The sequence below is a fragment of the Salegentibacter sp. BDJ18 genome, from assembly GCF_017579965.1.
Lineage (GTDB): Bacteria > Bacteroidota > Bacteroidia > Flavobacteriales > Flavobacteriaceae > Salegentibacter.
This window is the reverse complement of record NZ_JAFLQX010000001.1, coordinates 24,241-42,967: the sequence shown is the minus strand read 5'-3', so window position 1 is coordinate 42,967 and position 18,727 is coordinate 24,241. Positions and strand designations below refer to the sequence as shown.

2 protein-coding genes are annotated in these 18,727 nt (G+C 39.1%); both read right to left on the bottom strand.

Annotation, left to right across the window (positions count from 1 at the left end; genetic code table 11):
• Window positions 1-57: 57 nt before the first annotated feature.
• A complete protein-coding gene (locus J0871_RS00145) occupies window positions 58-8,835 on the bottom strand; it encodes a LamG-like jellyroll fold domain-containing protein (protein WP_208222680.1) in 8,778 nt (2,925 codons plus the stop codon).
• A gap of 150 nt (window positions 8,836-8,985) precedes the next feature.
• Window positions 8,986-18,687 (bottom strand): LamG-like jellyroll fold domain-containing protein, encoded by a 9,702-nt coding sequence (locus J0871_RS00140; RefSeq protein WP_208222679.1) that lies wholly within the window; start codon window positions 18,685-18,687, stop codon window positions 8,986-8,988.
• Window positions 18,688-18,727 lie beyond the last annotated feature (40 nt).

The window sequence follows — 18,727 nt, the reverse complement described above, 5'->3', positions numbered from 1 at the left end:
GTAATTTAGGATTACTCTATGCGAAAAAAGTACTTCAGGAATATTCTAAGAAGAAATTTAGTCTTTTCTAATAATTACTTTTTTGGCATAATCTCCTGCATTAGTAAAGATTTTTACGATATAAACGGCGGTGCTTAAGGATTTTTTCTGCGGAATATGAATTTCTTTAATGTCTGGTATTCCAAAATGCTGATCTACCAATTGGCCTGCAATATTGTAAATGTTTATATGCTCAATTTTATGAATTTCAGGGTTGTTAATTACAAATTCCCTGTTCTCCATGGAATAATAAAAATCTACAGGTCCTTCCCCGGGTTCTTTATCTTTTCGAGTGCTGGTTAAATCCTGGAAAACAATTTCATATAAATCTTTATATTCTCCTGCAGGTAAAGTAGCTCTAAAAGCTTCTTTTCGTAAATCGTGATAGGTACTGTCACTATTGTTTCGCAAATAGATTTCTATAATATCTGGAAGGTTAGGTAATTCACTAATTTCTATACTGAATTCTTTTTCTTCAGCAATTTTAATACCCAAAGGTAACCTTTGATCGAGGTTGAAATGAGGTACACCCTGGATTACATAATTGCCTTCCCCAACTACCCAATACATATCTTCTTTGCCTTTATCTATTAAAGGGGCATCAAAACCGAGATCGAAGCCCTGGCTGGTTCTGGCATCTGCGCCCACCAAAATTTCCCGGTGATAGCCGGTAGGAGAATGAAACTTTAGTCTTATTTTATAACGGCTATCTACAATTTTTTCCTCCTTATTTTTATTGGTTTTAGTATTGTCGAGTGGTTTTAGAAAGAAAGAAGAACTTTGCCCTCGCTCCATTACAAAAGCACGTTGGCTATTTTTAAAAACAATATTTCCCGACCCAAAGTCATCAATATCTTCGGCCTGGGTATCCAGGGTAGTGTTTACAAAAAATCCCTGGCCTACCGGAATATACGGCCCGGCCTTTTTGGTGCTTTGGGCGCCGGAAGCATTAATCCTGGAATCGTTGGAAATAGCCGAAACTCCATCTATTAAATTTCTTACAGCATAGCCGCCCACGTACTGTGACAGGTAATGGGTGTGGCCTCCAAAATGATCCCAGAAATAAACGGCTCCATTTAGAAGATTTTTTTCATTACGCCCTCCGCTATCTTTAATATTATCCAATATAAATTCTTCCACACTAATCGCAGAGGGATAAGGATTCCCTATTAGATAATTTTGTCCCTGCTGAATTTCGCTAACTTCAATAGTTCCATTATTCGGAAAACCGGTAAAAGTATAATTTTGCATATCAATTATTCTTGCATCTCCCGTGGTACCTTTCATAGTATAGCCTTCACCGGGTTTTAAAGCAGTATAGCTTCCAATTTGTTCCCATTGGCTATACTCATTGGCTTTTCGGGCTCTAAAGGCATTAATCCAGTAATCACTAATTTTAATAGGATTTGCTTTTTCACCATCGGCATGTGTATGCGCCCATTTAAAATTGATATTTTGGAAGTCTTTTGTGCCCACGGTAGAACCGTCTTTCATCACCTGGTTAACTTTGTAATTCTGGCTATTTGAATTTGGTAAAACAGGAGAACTCCAGTAATTATAATTATAGCTACTTGCGGTACCTTGTTGATCTCGTTCCAGGCCGCCGGAACCACTAATTTCACTGCCTTCTGTTTGTATTAATTGAGATTCGCCATTAAGGTCAATATAACCGTTTAGCTCCAGATAATGGGTAATAGTTAAAGCATTACCGGTTCCGAACCCGGTTTGGCTTTGGCCCATATTATTCTCACCTTTCATAATTAACTGGGTGCCATTTTTAGAAATCAGACTTAATAATTTAATATCCTTATTATTAGAATGTATATTATTATTCTGGATCGCAATGTTCCAGTTTATTTCGGTTATTTGATCAATTCCCATGTCATTTGGGAAAGTCCAGAATTTATTAGCAGAAGCATCCCAAGTGCTATTGTTGTGCCAGGCACCGCTGTTATTTGATTCATACGGAAGGGGTGCAGTGTTTTCCTGCATCTCCTGTATGTTTTTCAGTAAACCATGGGCTGATTCACCTAAACTACCAAGGTTATCTGTAAACCCATCGCTAATAAGATCATTCTGTGCAAGAAGCTGATAATAACCTACTAAACTGGTCCATAGAACATTTTCCGGGGCGTTGGGTAAGTTTAAATTATTTCCGAGTACAGTACCACTCACGTTTGTACCATCTTTTTCAAGACGTTGATTCATAAAGAATCTTATTTGTTCAATGGGAATTGCTGTATTCCAAAATCGAACTTCTTCAATATAACCTTCAAAATGATCTTTACTTTCTATAGTTTCATCTGGGGTAAAAGCAGCACCAATAAGCGCAGGGGTTTCGGTTGCTCCTATTGATTGAGGAATATTTGTAGTATTTGTTTGAATTTCAATTCCATCAACATACAATTTAAGAGCTGAACCCTTATTATAAACCGCTGCAATATGATACCAACGATTTGTATTTATTTTTTTTACTGAAACTACACTCTTATTATTAACACGAAATGTTGGGGAACCATTATTAAGAAAAAGATCATAGCCGGCATTCATATTGTCTGCAGACCTTTTAGACAAAATAGTTTTTGTGCCTGAAATTGAATGTGGTTTTACCCAGGCTTCAATAGAAAAACTCGAATTAATATTATAGTGGTCTCCTAAATCTACAAAATCATCAATTCCATCAAAATTTAACTGACTACAAGAAGGAGGGAAGGTGATCTCAATTTCTTCACTCACGCTACAGCTTTCATTTGCATTAGAAGAAACACTCCAGGTAAGCGTATAGGTTTGTCCCGGCTGGCCCGTAAAACTGGTATTCGGATTATTAGGATCTCCAAGTAATGCAGTCTCTCCATTATTATAAGACCAGGAGCCCTCGCCTATTTCAGGATCTATAGGAGAAGCAGCTAGCCAAAGTGTTTTTATTCCACATTCCGAAATCTCAGGAACTTCCCCTGCGTTTATTTCAGGAGGAGTAAGGGTTGTGAAGGTTTTAACTTCAGCAGCGCAATTCTCGCTGGAACTTACCAGAAATGTATATCCTTTTCCGCCTTGCAGTCCTGAAATTATAAAGCGTTCTGTCGCTATATCATAATTTATCTGTTCCTGCCCTAAATTAATTTGATTTCCTTCAGCATCTAGTATGTCAAGTATGTAAGGAATATTTTCAGGATCAATCGTTTCCTCAGCAAAAAGTCCTCCGCTTACAGGTATGGAAACTACAGCGCCAAAATCATCAAAACAGGATGCTTCTTCCAATTCAATCGGAGCCCCTACTATCAATTCTTCAGGTTGCTGGATTGTAATCGTGTCTGTTCTCACAGTACATCCTTTAGCATCGGTTACATCGGCATAATAATCTCCAGCTACCAGGTTTTCTGCAATTCTTCCCGTTTGCCCATCACTCCAGAGGAAAGTGAATGGCGCTGTGCCGGTATTTTCAATAATACTGATTTCTATTTCACCATTATCTCCTTCAAAACAACTTACATCTTGCGAAATGAGTTCCAATTCCGGACTAATATTGAAAATAATATTTATAGTGTCACTTACAGTTTCACAAACCGCCCCGGTGTCTTCATTAGAAGTTAATATTAATTCTATTTCGCCCGAAGCAATTTCTTCTTCATTAGGGGTGTAAGTAGTGCTGATTAAATTAGGATCGGTAAACCTTGAATTATCTCCCGCTGCCGTGCTCCAGAAGCCTGAATTTATACTTGGATGCGTTATTGAAGCAGATGAAAGATCTATAATCGGTTCGTTGGAGCAAATTTCCATATCCTCTCCGGCAAAAACCACGGCTTTTTCAACTACTTCTACCGTAGTAGTTTTAGACTCTAAATTACAGCCATAGAAATCGGTGATTTGTAAAGAATATTCCCCTGCCATTTCAGCTGTAGCGTTCGGGATCTGAATTGTATCTGCCGCTACACGCTCACTTTCTTCATTTATAGTTTTTGATCTAGTGAATCCGTTTGGTCCCGTCCAGTTAAATGTTATAGGAAACCTACCGCCATCCAGGTTTGCTGCCAATTCTATAGTTTCATTTTCGCAAATGGGGCCATTATTATCAGGGATAAATTCGAAATCAAAAGATCTAAAGGCTGAAAATGAAATATCATCTATCCCGAAGTCGTTTCCTCCTGCAGTGGGATTCTCATTAATAATTCTTACAGTTGCCTCTGTATTATTACCCGAATTCCATAATTCAGGGTTATAAAAATTAATCCAATTTCCTACAGGTTCATTTGTGAGGTCACCCAATGTGCTTTCAACTTCTACACTACCATTAACCAGTACCTGAATTCTTAAACGAGCTGGACTGGCAGGATTCACATTCGTGGTCCAGGCGCTAAAATAATAGTCAGTATCAGGAATTATTTCGAGAGGGTTAGATTCCCATACTACGTTTCCTATGGATTGATCTCCGTTTACAATCATAAAATTACCACGCCCGCCGTGGCCACGACCAAAAAAGTTATAATGATAGTCATTAGCATTTTCATCTATGGCATAGGTTCCTTCTGGAACCATTTCATTATTCCTTCCCGGGTCATCGGTTACAAAATTATACTGTGTAGTAAAATCATTGGTATTTCCCTGTTCAAAATCACCATTTATAACTAGGTTTTCATTAGGAGTGATAGAAGCAGAAGCTTCACAACCATTCTTAGTGACGTATAAAGTGTAGGTTTGGGCCAGACTTACCTGTAAAGAGGCCTCTGTAGAGATAGTTTGCCCAGCGGCTACCCACCTATAGGAATCATAAACGGCATCGGCAGATAATAAAACCTGGTTTGTTTGATCTAAAGAACAATAATTTGCAATAATTTCAGGTTGTAAGGGGTCTTTTACCTGAACCTCAACTGTGCCAACCCCGGGGCATTCTATCTCTGGATCCGTATAGGTAGCAGTAAATATGGTTGTTTCTGAGACGGATATATTTGTAGGATTAGGGGTATTTGAAGTCCATTCCGGGTTAGCAGAAGAGGTCCAGGTGACTTTAGGAACAGTAGTCCCTTCCCCGGTAAGTTTAACATTATCTATAGCCCACCAGTATCCCCAACCAGCTCTATATTTAAAGCGTATATATAAATTTTCTTTTCCTGTCCATCCATTTAAGTCGAAGGAGACAGGACCTTTTGTGGTAGAGGCCGGAGTAGCATACACTCTCTCCCAATTATTATTATCAGTAGATACTTCTATTTCACCTACACTATTATAGTATCTGTAATAGTGCCAAAATGATAGTTCTAGATTACTATACCCAACTGTATTAATACTTTTATTATACTGTAGAACGGTTTCGGTATATGTGTATCGACCTTGAATATCACTATTGCTAAGAAAGAATTGAGTTCCATCATTGGAGCGAATATTATCATCATAATTTGGCGTATAATTATTGGGTCTCAATCTCCACCGTGCTAGGTTTGCATTATTTCCAGTAGAATAATTATACGTAGTCCAGTTATTAGCCGAACCGTTAAATTTTTCATCGAAAAGGATAGGTTCAACTGATTGTTCTCCTTCAAAAGTAGAACTGAGATCCACGGTCTCTCCTGCACAAATATTATTCTTAGAAGTACTAGCTGTAACTTTAGGTCCTGATAAAAGAGAAAAACTTATACTCTCTTCAGTTGTACATCCCTTAGCTGAAGTAATTGTTATAAAATATGTTACTCCAATTTCCAGTCCGGTATCGTTGTAAAGAACTTCATCTATGTTTCCTGATCCCGAGGAACTCGGGTTTCCTTCAAATGCATTTCTTCTCCAGGTAATGGTTGAGTTTGCCAGCGAACTTTGAGGATTGTAATCAATACTACTACCATTACAGATATCAGCTATTGCTGTTTCGATTAATTGGGGGGCTGGAGAAATTTCAACCTCAACTGAGATATCATTTATACAGCCATTCTTTTCTAGAGTGAATATATAGGTAGCTGTAATAGGGTTTCCTGAGTTATTTACAAGAGATTCATTCGGGTTAATGTTGTTTTTATCAGATGAATTTGTGGCAGCATTTTCTCCCACGGCTGCCCTGGACCAGCTAATTGTAGTTTCTTCTAGATTACTTTCCGGTAAAAAATTGAAAGCTTCTCCACTGCAAATTTCAGTGGGTGCTTCTTCCAAATTAGTAATCTGTGGCTTAATTTTATCAACCAGAATTTCTTTAATTAATTTACAACCTGCATTACTCTCACCTTGAATGTAATAAGTTCCCAAACTAACTTCAGTGGGATTACTTATTGCTATGGTAGCTTCCGCATCTTCCCAGTAGGTATAATTTAAGGAGTTATTGCTTTTAAGTGCAGTATCTGTAAGGTCAACTGCTGATACACACTCAGGTAGGTTTATTTCAAACTCCGGCGTTGGGTTTACCGTAATTACAACCGGAATTGTCGATCCTGTACATTCGGCTGCCTCAGGAGTAATGCGGTATGTTACTGTTTGAGCTTGAGAAGTAGTGTTAACAAGTTCATGTTCTATTATTCCTTCTCCTGCTAAACTTCCGCTTATTGCGCCTTCAATTCCTGCAGGGGCATCAACCGTCCAGGTAAAACCTGTGTTGGCTACCGAGCTCGCCAATGAAATATCTGTTATTTCTCCTGAACAAATTTGATTAGTAAATGAGGCATCTACCACCGGACTAGGTTTTACAGTTACAGCAATTTCAACCGGCTCTCCAATGCAGCCGTTAGCCTTTGGAGTAATGGTGATAGTAGTATTTACTGGAATATCTGAATTATTTACCGGGGTAAAAACAGGTATCTCTGTAACGTTGGTTCGGTTAGAAAGTCCTATAGTAGAACCTCCTGAAATATCATAAGTAATCCCTGTAACATTACCCAATAAAGCTATTGCCTCAGTGGGCGCAGCGTTACATAGTTCAGGGATTACAGGCGTTTCTAATTCAGGTTTTGGTTTAACTTCTATAGTAAAAGTTTGTATTTCGCCAACACAGTTATTGGCCGATGGTACTATTGAAATAGTCGCTATTTGCAGCTCGTTGGTATTATTATTTGCTGTAAATGCGCTAATATTCCCGGTGCCCGAAGCACCAAGACCTATATTTGGATTATCGTTAGTCCATTCCACGGTACTGCCCGTTACCGAAAAACCGGAAAGATCGATAGAATTAACTGTCTCGCCCTCACAAATTTCAATATCGTTGGGTGTAGTAACAGAGGGAGTAGGGTTAATTGTAATAAAAAAATAATTTTCTTCTCCTTCACAATTTCCCCCAAATGGAATTACAGTGAATTTTACTTCAATAGGACTACTAGTATTATTAATTGCTGTAAATTCAGGAATATTGCCACTTCCGCTTGAAGCCAGGCCAATATTTGCATTAATATCGGTGTCGTAGAACCATTCGTATTTTTTATTTGCTAAGTCATTTCCGGTAAAAATTACGCCGGGAACTTCTTCTGTATTACAATATTCGTTGCCATCAATTTCCGGAATTTCCACAGTAGGTTCAGGGATAGAAATTAATTGTTCCGCAGTTACAAAATTCTCTGCTGAATCAGTAAAAGTCCAGGTTATAATATATTCTCCATAAGAATCAAATTCAAGAGGATCACCAGTGGTTCCAGTAATGTCTGTGTCGCAATTATCGGTAGTTGTTGGGAAATCTGTAATTTCTGTACCGCATGTCCAACTGATATCTGGTAATGATGGTTTAATTGGCGCTTGATTATCAACTACAGTTACTGTTTGTGTGGCGGTTGCAGTATTATCGGAATTGTCGATTACCGTCCAGGTTACGGTAGTTTCCCCAATAGGAAAAACCGAAGGCGCATCATTAGTAGTATTTTTTATTCCGCAGTTGTCGTTTATATTTGGTGCTCCCAGGTTTACATTGGACGCCGTACACTCATTGTTGTCAGTATTTTGGGTGACATTCGCAGGGGCAGAAATTGTAGGATTTTGATTATCAACTACCGTTACTATTTGTGTGGCGGTTGCAGTATTATCGGAATTATCGGTTATTGTCCAGGTTACGGTAGTTTCCCCAATAGGAAAAACCGAAGGCGCATCATTAGTAGTATTTTTTATTCCGCAGTTGTCGTTTATATTTGGTGCCCCCAGGTTTACATTAGAGGCTGTACACTCATTGTTGTCAGTATTTACGCTCACATTGGCAGGGGCAGAAATTGTAGGATTTTGATTATCAACTACAGTTACTGTTTGTGTGGCGGTTGCAGTATTATCGGAATTATCGGTTACTGTCCAGGTTACGGTAGTTTCCCCAATAGGAAAAACCGAAGGTGCATCATTTGTAGTATTTTTTATTCCGCAGTTGTCGTTTGTATGTGGTGTTCCCAGGCTTACATTAGAGGCTGTACACTCATTGTTGTCAGTATTTTTGGTGACATCTCCAGGAGCAATGACATTTGGATTTTCATTATCAATAACAGTAATTACCTGGGTGTCACTATCAGTTCCTTCGTCGTTGGTTATGGTCCAGGTTATGGTAGTATTCCCTACAGGAAATTGGTTTGGAGCATCGTTCGTTACGTTCCCTTCACCACTCGTTTGGGCAGAACCTAAAACGAAATTTGAAGCGTAGCATTGTCCAGAATTATTGTTGACTGTTTTATCACCAGGAGCGGTAATAGTGGGGGCTGCATTTAAATAGAAACCAACAAAAAAGAAATTTTCAGAATTTTTATCTTTTAAAACTGGTTTTTCAGGCCCATAGGAAATATTAGAAAATAGCGGATTTACAGCGTGAATGAACAAGCCGTAAATAAGAATTATTAATAAAAACCGGGGAGTAATTTTACCCATAGGCAACTAAAATGTTACAAGTGGTAAAATTACATATAAAAAAACTATTTTAACAAGAAATTAAGTCAGAAATATAGCTTAATCCTCTAAAAATCAGATTAAATGCAAATTAAATAGGATGAAAGGTTTTAATTGTAAGAAAAGACTTTCTTATTTCATAATAAACTTTTTATTTCTGTTTCCATCTGCTGTAATTAGTTTTACAATATAAACACTGGCGCCTACGGGATTTATTACTAGAATGTTCTGTTTTTGTAGTGGAATATCGGTATGTGTCTGGACAAGTTTTCCGCTTAAATCAAATACATGAACCTCAGATATCTCAATGAGTTCAGGATTATCAATTCTAAGTTCATAAGTTTCGTCATTATATTTAAAATCTATTGTCGAACTTAAATCAGGTTTTTCTGGAATTTCGGGAATCGCTTTAATATTCTTAAAGATTATTTGAAACCTGTTGTGAATTCTACCCAGCTGAGAGATAGCGTCATAAGGTTTTTCTTTAAGATCGTGCACAGTATCCAGTAATTTATCATTCAAATAAACCGGAATTTCATCAGGGAAATTTTCAAGACTATCTATATGAATTTTAAAATACCCATCTCCGGCTATTTTTACACCAATAGGTAAGACCTGACCTGTGTTAAAATTGGGAACACCCTGAATCACAACTTTCGAGGAATCTATAAGCCAGTACATATCTTCCTGGTTATTTTCTATTAAAGGAGCGTCATAACCAAGGTCAAAACCATTGCTGGTATTAACATCTCGGGTAACTAAAATTTGCCGGTGGTAACCTTTTGGAGAATGGAATTTAAGCCTAATTTTAGCTCTTTCATCGCTATCCTGAGCTTTTATATTTTTTGATTTGGCAAGAGGTTGAAGAAAAATTGAACTGCTCACATTTTCTCTAACACCCTGGCGCTGGGAATTTTTAAAAATAACATCACCTCCTGCTATTGTAATATTTCCTGAATTTTCTTCATCTAACCTTGTGTTTAGGAAAAATCCCTGGCCTACAGGAATAAATTGTTGCGGGGTTTTTGTCCCCTTGGCATCGTTGGCATTTATACGATAATCATTTGAAATTGCCTGCACCCCGCCGGCTAGTGAATATGCTGCATAGCCACCCACATATTCCCTAAGTATATGAGTATTTTCTGCTCCAAAATGATCCCAAAAATAAACCACTCCGTTAAAAACATTTTGTGAATTTCTACCGTCGGTAACATCTTTTAGATTATCCAGGATAAATTCGTTGGCATTTAGCGCCGACGGATATGGGTTGCCTACCAGGTAATTCATATCTGGACCAATGTTTAATTCAATTCTGCCATTATGCGGCTTACCAGTAAAAACATAGTTTTGTTCCTCCAGAATTGAAGCCGTACCCGAGCTTCCTTTCATAGTAAACCCTTCGCCGGTGTTAAGGGTCCCGTTAGCTCCAATATGTTCCCAGTCTCCATATTGGTTTGCTCTGCCGTTAAAAGCATGTAGCCAGTAAGCACTTATTATAATTGGAGATGTTCGGGCCTGGTCCGCTGCCGCATGACCTCCTCTAAAATCTATATTTAAAGGATTTTGTGTATTTGTGCCATCTCGCAAGATTGTTGAAATGGTATATGGAGAATTATTACTACTTCCTTGTGCACTAACCGGCGAGCTCCAGTAATTATAGTTAAAACTGTTACGGGTGCCCTGTTGATCTCGTTCTAAATAACCACTACTGGCCTCTTCCAAAATACTAGCCTCATCCTGCAAAAGTTGGGATTCGCCAATTAAATTTATAATCCCATCTAATTTCAAATAATGGGTAATACGCAGAAATTTTCCATTATTATATTCATCCATCGCATCAATGGGATCGGAAATTTCCAATTCTTTTTCTTCTGATATTAATCCCAAAACGCTAATATCTTTATTTCCCGAATTAATATTGTGAGAAGTTCTAACGATATTCCATTCAATTGGATCTCCATTTATTCCTGTGCTGTTTGGTGCATCCCAAACTTCAAAATGCGTCCAGGTATTAATAGTAGTCCAGGTTTGACCGTCTATTCGAGAAGTGTAGGGGAGGGGCGCCGTATTTTCCTGAAGCGTTTCCATATTTTTAAGTTTGCCGGGGATGGCATTTTGTGCCAAATCGGGAGTGGTTCCTCCGGCTACAAGTTCCTCCTGAGCTAATAACTGATAGTATCCCGCTAAATCAGCAAAACTTAATCCTTGCGGCACATTCATAGGAATATCTACTCCCATTTGAGTGCCATTATTGTAGAGACGTTGGTTCATCATAAACCTTATTTGTTCTACGGTTATAGCAGTATTCCAAATTCTGACTTCTTCTATCCAGCCTGTAAAATAATTTTCAGCAGTACTAGTGGTATTGTTCCAGCTGGCACCTATAAGGGTTCTTTCCCCACCATTTCCGAGGTTAAAACTACCGCTTTCAATTCCGTCTATATAAAGAGTATTATTAGAAACAGCAATATGATACCAACGGGAATTTGTATTAATTTCAGTGGGTAAGCTTTCGAAATTAATTTCGAAGTTAGGCCCGCTAATAATAGTTCCTGTTGAAGCTTCAGGTCGAATCCACGCCTCTAAACTGTAATTTCCTGTATAGGTTTCTCCTAAATCAACATAGTCATCTAACCCATCAAAATCAAGGGCAATACAATCTTCAAAAACAACTTCCGCAGCTTCATAAATTGGTGAACAAGCTTCATTTTCAATTAAATTTCCATTCTCGTCGGTTTCAGTTGATTCTAAAACCCAGGTAATAGTATAACTTTCCGGACTTTCCGATTGCGAAGTGAAAATAGCATTCGGGTTGTTTATAGGGTCGCTCTCATTGTTAGGATCAATATTTGAAAATTCGTAGCCTTCGGGCCCTTCTACTACCCATTTCCCAATATATCCATCCAGGGTAGGATAGGAAGTGATTTCGCCCTGGGTTTCGCTACTTACTGTGGCAGATAATTGTGCAGAATAAACTCCGCAGCTCCCGGTTTCAGCCTGGACGGTAGAAGTATATTGGTCATAAACAAAAACTCTAATTTCTTCATTATTGGTAGCAGTAGCGCAAGAACCGCCTGTATATTCTAAAGTTGTGGTAATTACAGAGACATTCCATCCAATTTCAGTAGGCTCCCAGATTTCTGAATTATTTGTTCCAATAATAACCGGAGTATCGGGATCTGTAGTGTCTTCCCAAACTACTCCAACATTTTGTGGTCCATCGGGTAAAATAATATTATCAATAGCCCATACATCGCCTTGTCTGGCTCCAACATAACTAAACATTATTCTTAAATTGTTTTGCCCAATATAATCGCCCACATCAATTTCAATTTTATTTTCAGGTCGTGAAATAGGCGTTCCCGAGGCAAAATTATTATAATTACCACTTGAAGGATCCCCGTTATTATTATATAATGAGGTGTAAGTGCTACCGCCATTTGTTGAAATTAAAACTTCAATAGAGGCTCCATCGGTAAGGTTGTAGGCCTGATCAAAAGTTAAAATGCCTGAGTCCAGCCCGTCTAAAGCAAATACGTTGGTCTCCATAGTAGAGGTGTTATTCCCAGAGACCAGGGAGAAACCTTTGTTTCCATCATCTAAACCGTGATCAAATCTTTGCATGGAGGTGTTGTACGGGGATGTAAGGTTTGCTGTAATAAATTCCCTTGGCGTCACCCTGCGCCAAACGTTGGGCGCGGTGTTGTTTGCGCTGGTTTCAAAGTTTTCTTCAACTCCATTAGAATTTATAATTCTCCAACCCTGTTGATTTATTGAAGCGTTATCAAAATTACCACTATCATTTACTCCGTCACCAGATTGATAACCCGTTTCGGCACTTAAAGTGACATCGGCTCCCAAACAAATTAAATTCTCACTCACAGTTACGGGAGCGGGTTCAATATTAGAAGAGATTACACTTAAAATAGCCGTTCTGCTTACCACTGGATTAGTACAGGAACCATTTACTATTTCTGCCTGAAAAATTAATGTTTCGGTACCAACCAACCCGGTAATAATTGCGGAAGAAAGGACATTGCTGTTTTCTCCTGGTATAGTTTGAAAAGAAGCCTGGGATGCAGTTCTGTATTTCCAGGCAACTACCTGCCCGGTATGGCCGGAAAGAACCAGGTCTTCTAAAAATTCTGGATCTTCACAAGTGGTATATAATCGGTCGAAACCTGCAAAATTTAATTCCCCGCCAATTGGACGTTCATCTACCTGTATATAAATTGTTTCTGAAATAGTTTCTTCACAAACTCCATTTTGTACCGCAGCTCTAAAGCCGGTGGTTGTGACAAGGTTTTGATAAGTATAGCTTGTAGAAATTTCCGATTCTTCTAAATCTATAATTTCCCAGGTTTCACCATTATCTTCTGTGAATTCCCAACGAATTACTTCACCATTAATGCCAGACAATGCAATTTCTCCCGAATTATTTCCAGTACAAACATTGGTTTCTCCAGCTATGGTTCCGGCATCGCTGGGTTGATCTACTTCAATGGTAATTTCAGCGGTAGTAGAACATTCTCCTGTTCCGGTACCAACCACTTTGTATGTAGTAGTTATTTCCGGATTCACCTCCAGGGAAGCGGTAGTGCCAATTTCTTCATCTGCTTCATTGTACCAAACATAAGTATCAGCTCCCTCGACAGTTAATGTTACCAATGATGCGGCACATACCAGGGTTTCTGAAGAAGTTATGGTAACTTCCGGTAACTCATGAATGATGACTTCAATAGCAACTTTATCGCTTTCGCAATCATTTAAGCTTTGAGAGACATAATATTGGTACATTCCTATACTTTCAGTATTGGGCAGGGGCGCTTCTGAAAGCAGATTTTCCTCGGCATCATACCAATTTAAACTAGCCGAGTCCGCTACCACAGCTTCAAGAGGATTGGCTGTCTCGCCTTCACAATATTCTATAACAATTGTAGTTTCGGGAGCTGCAGGTTTTTCTTTAATATTTACACTTACTGCTATACGTTCACTTTCGCAAACATCTGGTGTTTGGGTAACCCAATAAATGGTTTCTCCCGGTTCATCGGTACTCGGTACCGGAGTTTCAGGAAAAGCATCATCACCGGTTTCGGTGGCGTACCAGGTAAGATTTTCACCTGCCAGAACGCTTAAAGCAGGAGCTTCTTCATATTGACAATATTCAAAATTTGCTACCGTAGGCGGTTCCGGTACTTCATTTAAACGTAATTGAAAAGGATTAGTCACTGCGGTGGAACAAGTGAATTCTGCCGGTCCCTGGACTTCCACATAATAGTCGCCATTATAATTGGTAGTGACATTGATTATTTCCAAAGTACCAGCATACCTGCCGTTTTCATCGGCCGGTTGAGTAGTAATTGTAATATTTTCATCGGAATCATCTACTACTGCATTTCCTTTATACCAGGTGAAAGTTAGTGGTGCGCCGTTGGCATGGGCAATAAACTTCATCGTAACTTCTGAAAAACCGTCTCCGCAAATCGGCACTTCGGTCACAGGTTCTTCTATAATTATATCTTCATTTACATTTAAGCTAACGCTTTCTGAAGTAACCGGTGCACAACCTGCCGGCCCACTAACTTCAACATAATATTCACCGGCGTTTTGGGAAGTGGTATTATTAAAAGATAAAGTGGCTTCGGTAGCTTCTGAAGCTGCTTCTCCATCCCGGAACCATTGATATTGAAGTTCATCACCAGTTGCAACTACTGAAAGTTCACTGGGTTCTGTAGAGCAAATCCCTACACTAAATGGTTGAGAGGTAATTGCCGGAGCTTCATAAATTAAGATGGTGGTTGTAACTTCAGAAGGTTCACAGGCATCAAATTCAGGAAGTGTATAGGTTATGGTATGTTCACCGGCAGCACTTGCTGCAGGATTAATATTCCCTTCACTATCTATAACTAAACCGGTACTTCCAGAAAAAGTTCCGGTTTTATAAAGCTCTGGTGTCTCTTCAAAATTTACAGGAAAGTTTTCACTATTGGAACTGCAAAATGGTGCATTGTAAGAAATACTCGCATAGGGAACTTCGGTAATACTTACATTAGTGGTTAAAAGTACTTCATCACAACCTCCCGCAGCTGCTACAGTATAAGTAACTATATAATTTCCCGGATCACTGGAGCCGGGGAGAATATCTCCGGAATTTTCATTAATTGAAAGTCCAACAGGAGAAGCTGAGAAAGTTCCGCCGGCAATAGTTCCACTCACTTCCGAAAAATTTATTTGTTGAGGGGTATTATTTGAAACACAAAAAGGCCCGGCATAATTTAAAGTTGCTGTTGGTAATTCTGTAATCAGGATCTCAGTTTCTGTAGAAACCGTTTCGCATCCCGCTGAAGCTTCTAAGACATAGGTCATTGTATAAGTGCCTGGTTCACTGTTTGCCGGATTTATTTCACCGGTTTCTGTGTTAACCGCTAAACCTGAGGTTGAAGAAAAAGTACCTCCGGTTATTGCTCCACCTCCGGTAATTGCAGGAGTGAAAGTTGAGGAATCACCCTTACAAAATTCATTGAAATCGTATGTGATTTCAGGAGTTGGAATTTCGGTAATTACTACATCACTTGTAAAATTATATTCATTACAACCATCGGTAGCAGGAGTAGTGTATGTTACCGTGTAGGTTCCTGGCGTGCTATCAGATGGATTTATAGTTCCCGTATTAGCATCAATAGATAAGCCTGCATCTGCCGTAAATGAACCATTTTGGTAATTTCCGCTACCCGATAAAGTTACTTCTTTGGCTGAATCACCTGCCGAGCACATAGGCGTCTCATAGCTAAAGTCTACTTGAGGAATTTCCTTGATGCTCATTGTAGTGGTAATTAATACCAGTTCACAACCTACACTTGCGGGAATTGTATAAGTTATATTGTAATCACCGGGTTCACTACTGGAAGGACTTATTGTTCCTGTGCCGGGATCAATCTGAAGCCCGGGTTCAGCGCTAAATGTTCCGTTTTCATACGCTCCGATGGTATTTTCAAAAGTCACTGATTTAGCCTGGTCATCATCTTCACAAAATATAGATTCTTCATATACTAATTCTACCGAAGGAACCGGATTTACGGTTATTTCAAGACTTTCGGAAAGCGTTTGAACGCAAGTGGGTTCTTCCTGGTATGATGTACTTACTAATTCATAGATGGTAGATTCCGTGAGATTCCCGGAATTAAAAATGGCCTCTCCATTCTCATTTAAATCTATGGTTTTAGTGGTTCCGTTTTCAGTATAGGTGATTTGAGTATTGGGTGTACCTGAGAGTGTAATATCTGTAGTAGAATTTTCGCAAATATCATGATTCTCTGTTAGGAAGCTGGCCGTAGGGTTTGGTGCAAAGTAGAGAGTAACTTCAGCATAACCATCTCCACAAGCATCGGGATCGTTTTTATTGGTTTCTGGTTCTGGCACATTCACTACGACAGTTACTTCCTGACCAAAATCGGCTGAAGTTGGTATATATTGAATAGTAAAATTATTAGGATAATTATTTGTAATAGGTGGAATATTTGTAAAGCTTCCCCATCCATTATGTGAAAATGCTGGTTTAAATTTTTTGAAACCTCCAAATTCAATAGTTACATTTATTGGAACGGCCGTAGTGGTAGAACATAAATCCTGGTTTTCTCCAAGATCGGTTACTACAAAATCAGAAACCGTAATTTCTGAATATTGACTTTCAGTGCTCTCACCACAAATATTTCCAGCGACTACTTTTACTATTTCATTTGAATAGGGAGCGCTATTAGTAACATTCACAAGAATTGCATTGGTATTTTCGCCACTTACTATTTCCCATCCCGAAGGTAAAATCCAACGATAATAATCAACTTCAGAATCATTAGGAACACTAAAAGAGATATCATTACGAGGTGGGCAAATGGCATCTATTCCCAAATCTGTAGAGATAGTTCCGGGTTGATTTGGCACATCGTTTACGGCTGTTACTGCCAGACTAGTTATCTCACTATCACCACACTCATTTATGGCAAACACTTCAATGTTTCCTGAAGTTGGGGAGGCGCTAACAATAATACTGTTGGTGTTTTCTTCTGAAGTAATTACCCAACCGGAGGGTAATGACCATTCATAAGAATCAGCGTAGCTAATTTGGGGAATACTATATTCCAATTGAGTGGCATCTGCACAAACTTCAACTTCCCCGGTTATTTGGATATTCTCAATTACTGGGGCAGGTGGATCAATATTTACCTCTAGGGTTTGTAAATTACCGGTGCCGCAGTTATTAGTGGCTGAAACACTAACTTCTCCACTCTCTCCATATTGCCCACTGGTAACCTGAATTTGTGGTGTTCCCTGACCAGAAACTATAGTCCAGCCCTGGGGAAGGTCCCACGTGTACGACTCAGCTTCATTCATTTCAGAAATTGAAAAACTTAAAGAACTTTCAGGACAAATCACTTCAAATCCGTCTCCTATTTGCAGGCTTATTTCACCGGGAAGGGGAGGAGTTCCATAGTCTACATTTACTGCTAGAATATTTGCTTCGCTTTCACCACAGGAATTTACAGCTGTAACGCTAATGTTTCCGTTTTGATCATAATTCCCGGTGGTTACGCTAATTTGATTAGAATTTGCATCGCCATTTATTGTCCAACCTGCTGGTACTGTCCAATTATAACTTTCAGCATCTGGGACCTGAGAAATGGAATAGGTTTTTATAATACCCGGACAAACCTGGTTCTCGCCAGAAATGTTACCAGGGGTATTAGGAATATCTGGTTGCACAGTGATGTTTAACTCACGTGAAATACTCTCTCCGCAAGAATTTATAGCAATTACTTCTAAAATCGCATTGCCTGGATTCCCGGTAGTTAGGTCAATGGTATTAGTGGTACTACTGCCGCTCCAATCGCTGGGAACAATCCATTGGTAAGACTCTGCATTTGGAACTTCACTTATTGAATAACTTTCAGGGGTGCCGGGACATACTTCAGTATTGCCGGAAATTCCTCCCGGCTGAGTAGGAGCACCCGGTTCCACATTTACAGAAAGTGTCTGCTCAGTTTCCCCACAATCATTAATAGCTCTTACACTAATTTCTCCTCCCTGGCTTCCTGTGGTCACTTCTATACTGGTGCCGGTGCTGCTACCATCCCAACCCTCAGGTAATTCCCATATATAGGAATCAGCAAAATTTACTGCTGAAATATTATAGGTGGTGCTTATGCCCGGACAAATACTTATTTCTCCCTGGATGTTTCCAATACTTGCCGGTGGTCCGTCTTTTTCGCTTACACTAATAACATTACTGGAAAAATCTTCTGTACAGGGTAAACTGGAACTTACTAAAAGCTGTACGTTGTCTCCTTCAACTAAGTTTCCGGAAAAAGAATTGCCTGAACCTTCAATTTCACCATTAACCTGCCATTGATAATCTGGGTTGGTTCCTGTATTTGAAGAAGATGCTATATTAAAGCTGATGAGGTCACCGGGACAAATTTCTGTAGGACTGGCTTCAATAACTATGCTTCCTACTCTAACGGTGTTCACCGTCATCTGAATATAATCACTGGTAAGGTTACATTCTGCATCATCACTGCTGGTAACAATAACTTTTATGCGGTCATTATGTGAAAGAGTAGTTGTGGTAAATTCTGCGGCATTAGTACCTGTATTCGTACTGTTAATTTGCCATTGATAATTAAGATTACTGCCAGTATCTACCGTGGCGCTGAAAGTGACTTCTTCTCCCGCACAAATTTCCTTGCCGTTGTTAGAACTTATACTTAGCGAGTTGGGGCAGGCCTGCCCGTAAATACCTAAAGGAACTATTATAAATATTAGGAGTAGTATTTTTCCCATAATTGTAATGGATTAGCCGATTAAAAAAAATACGTAGGGG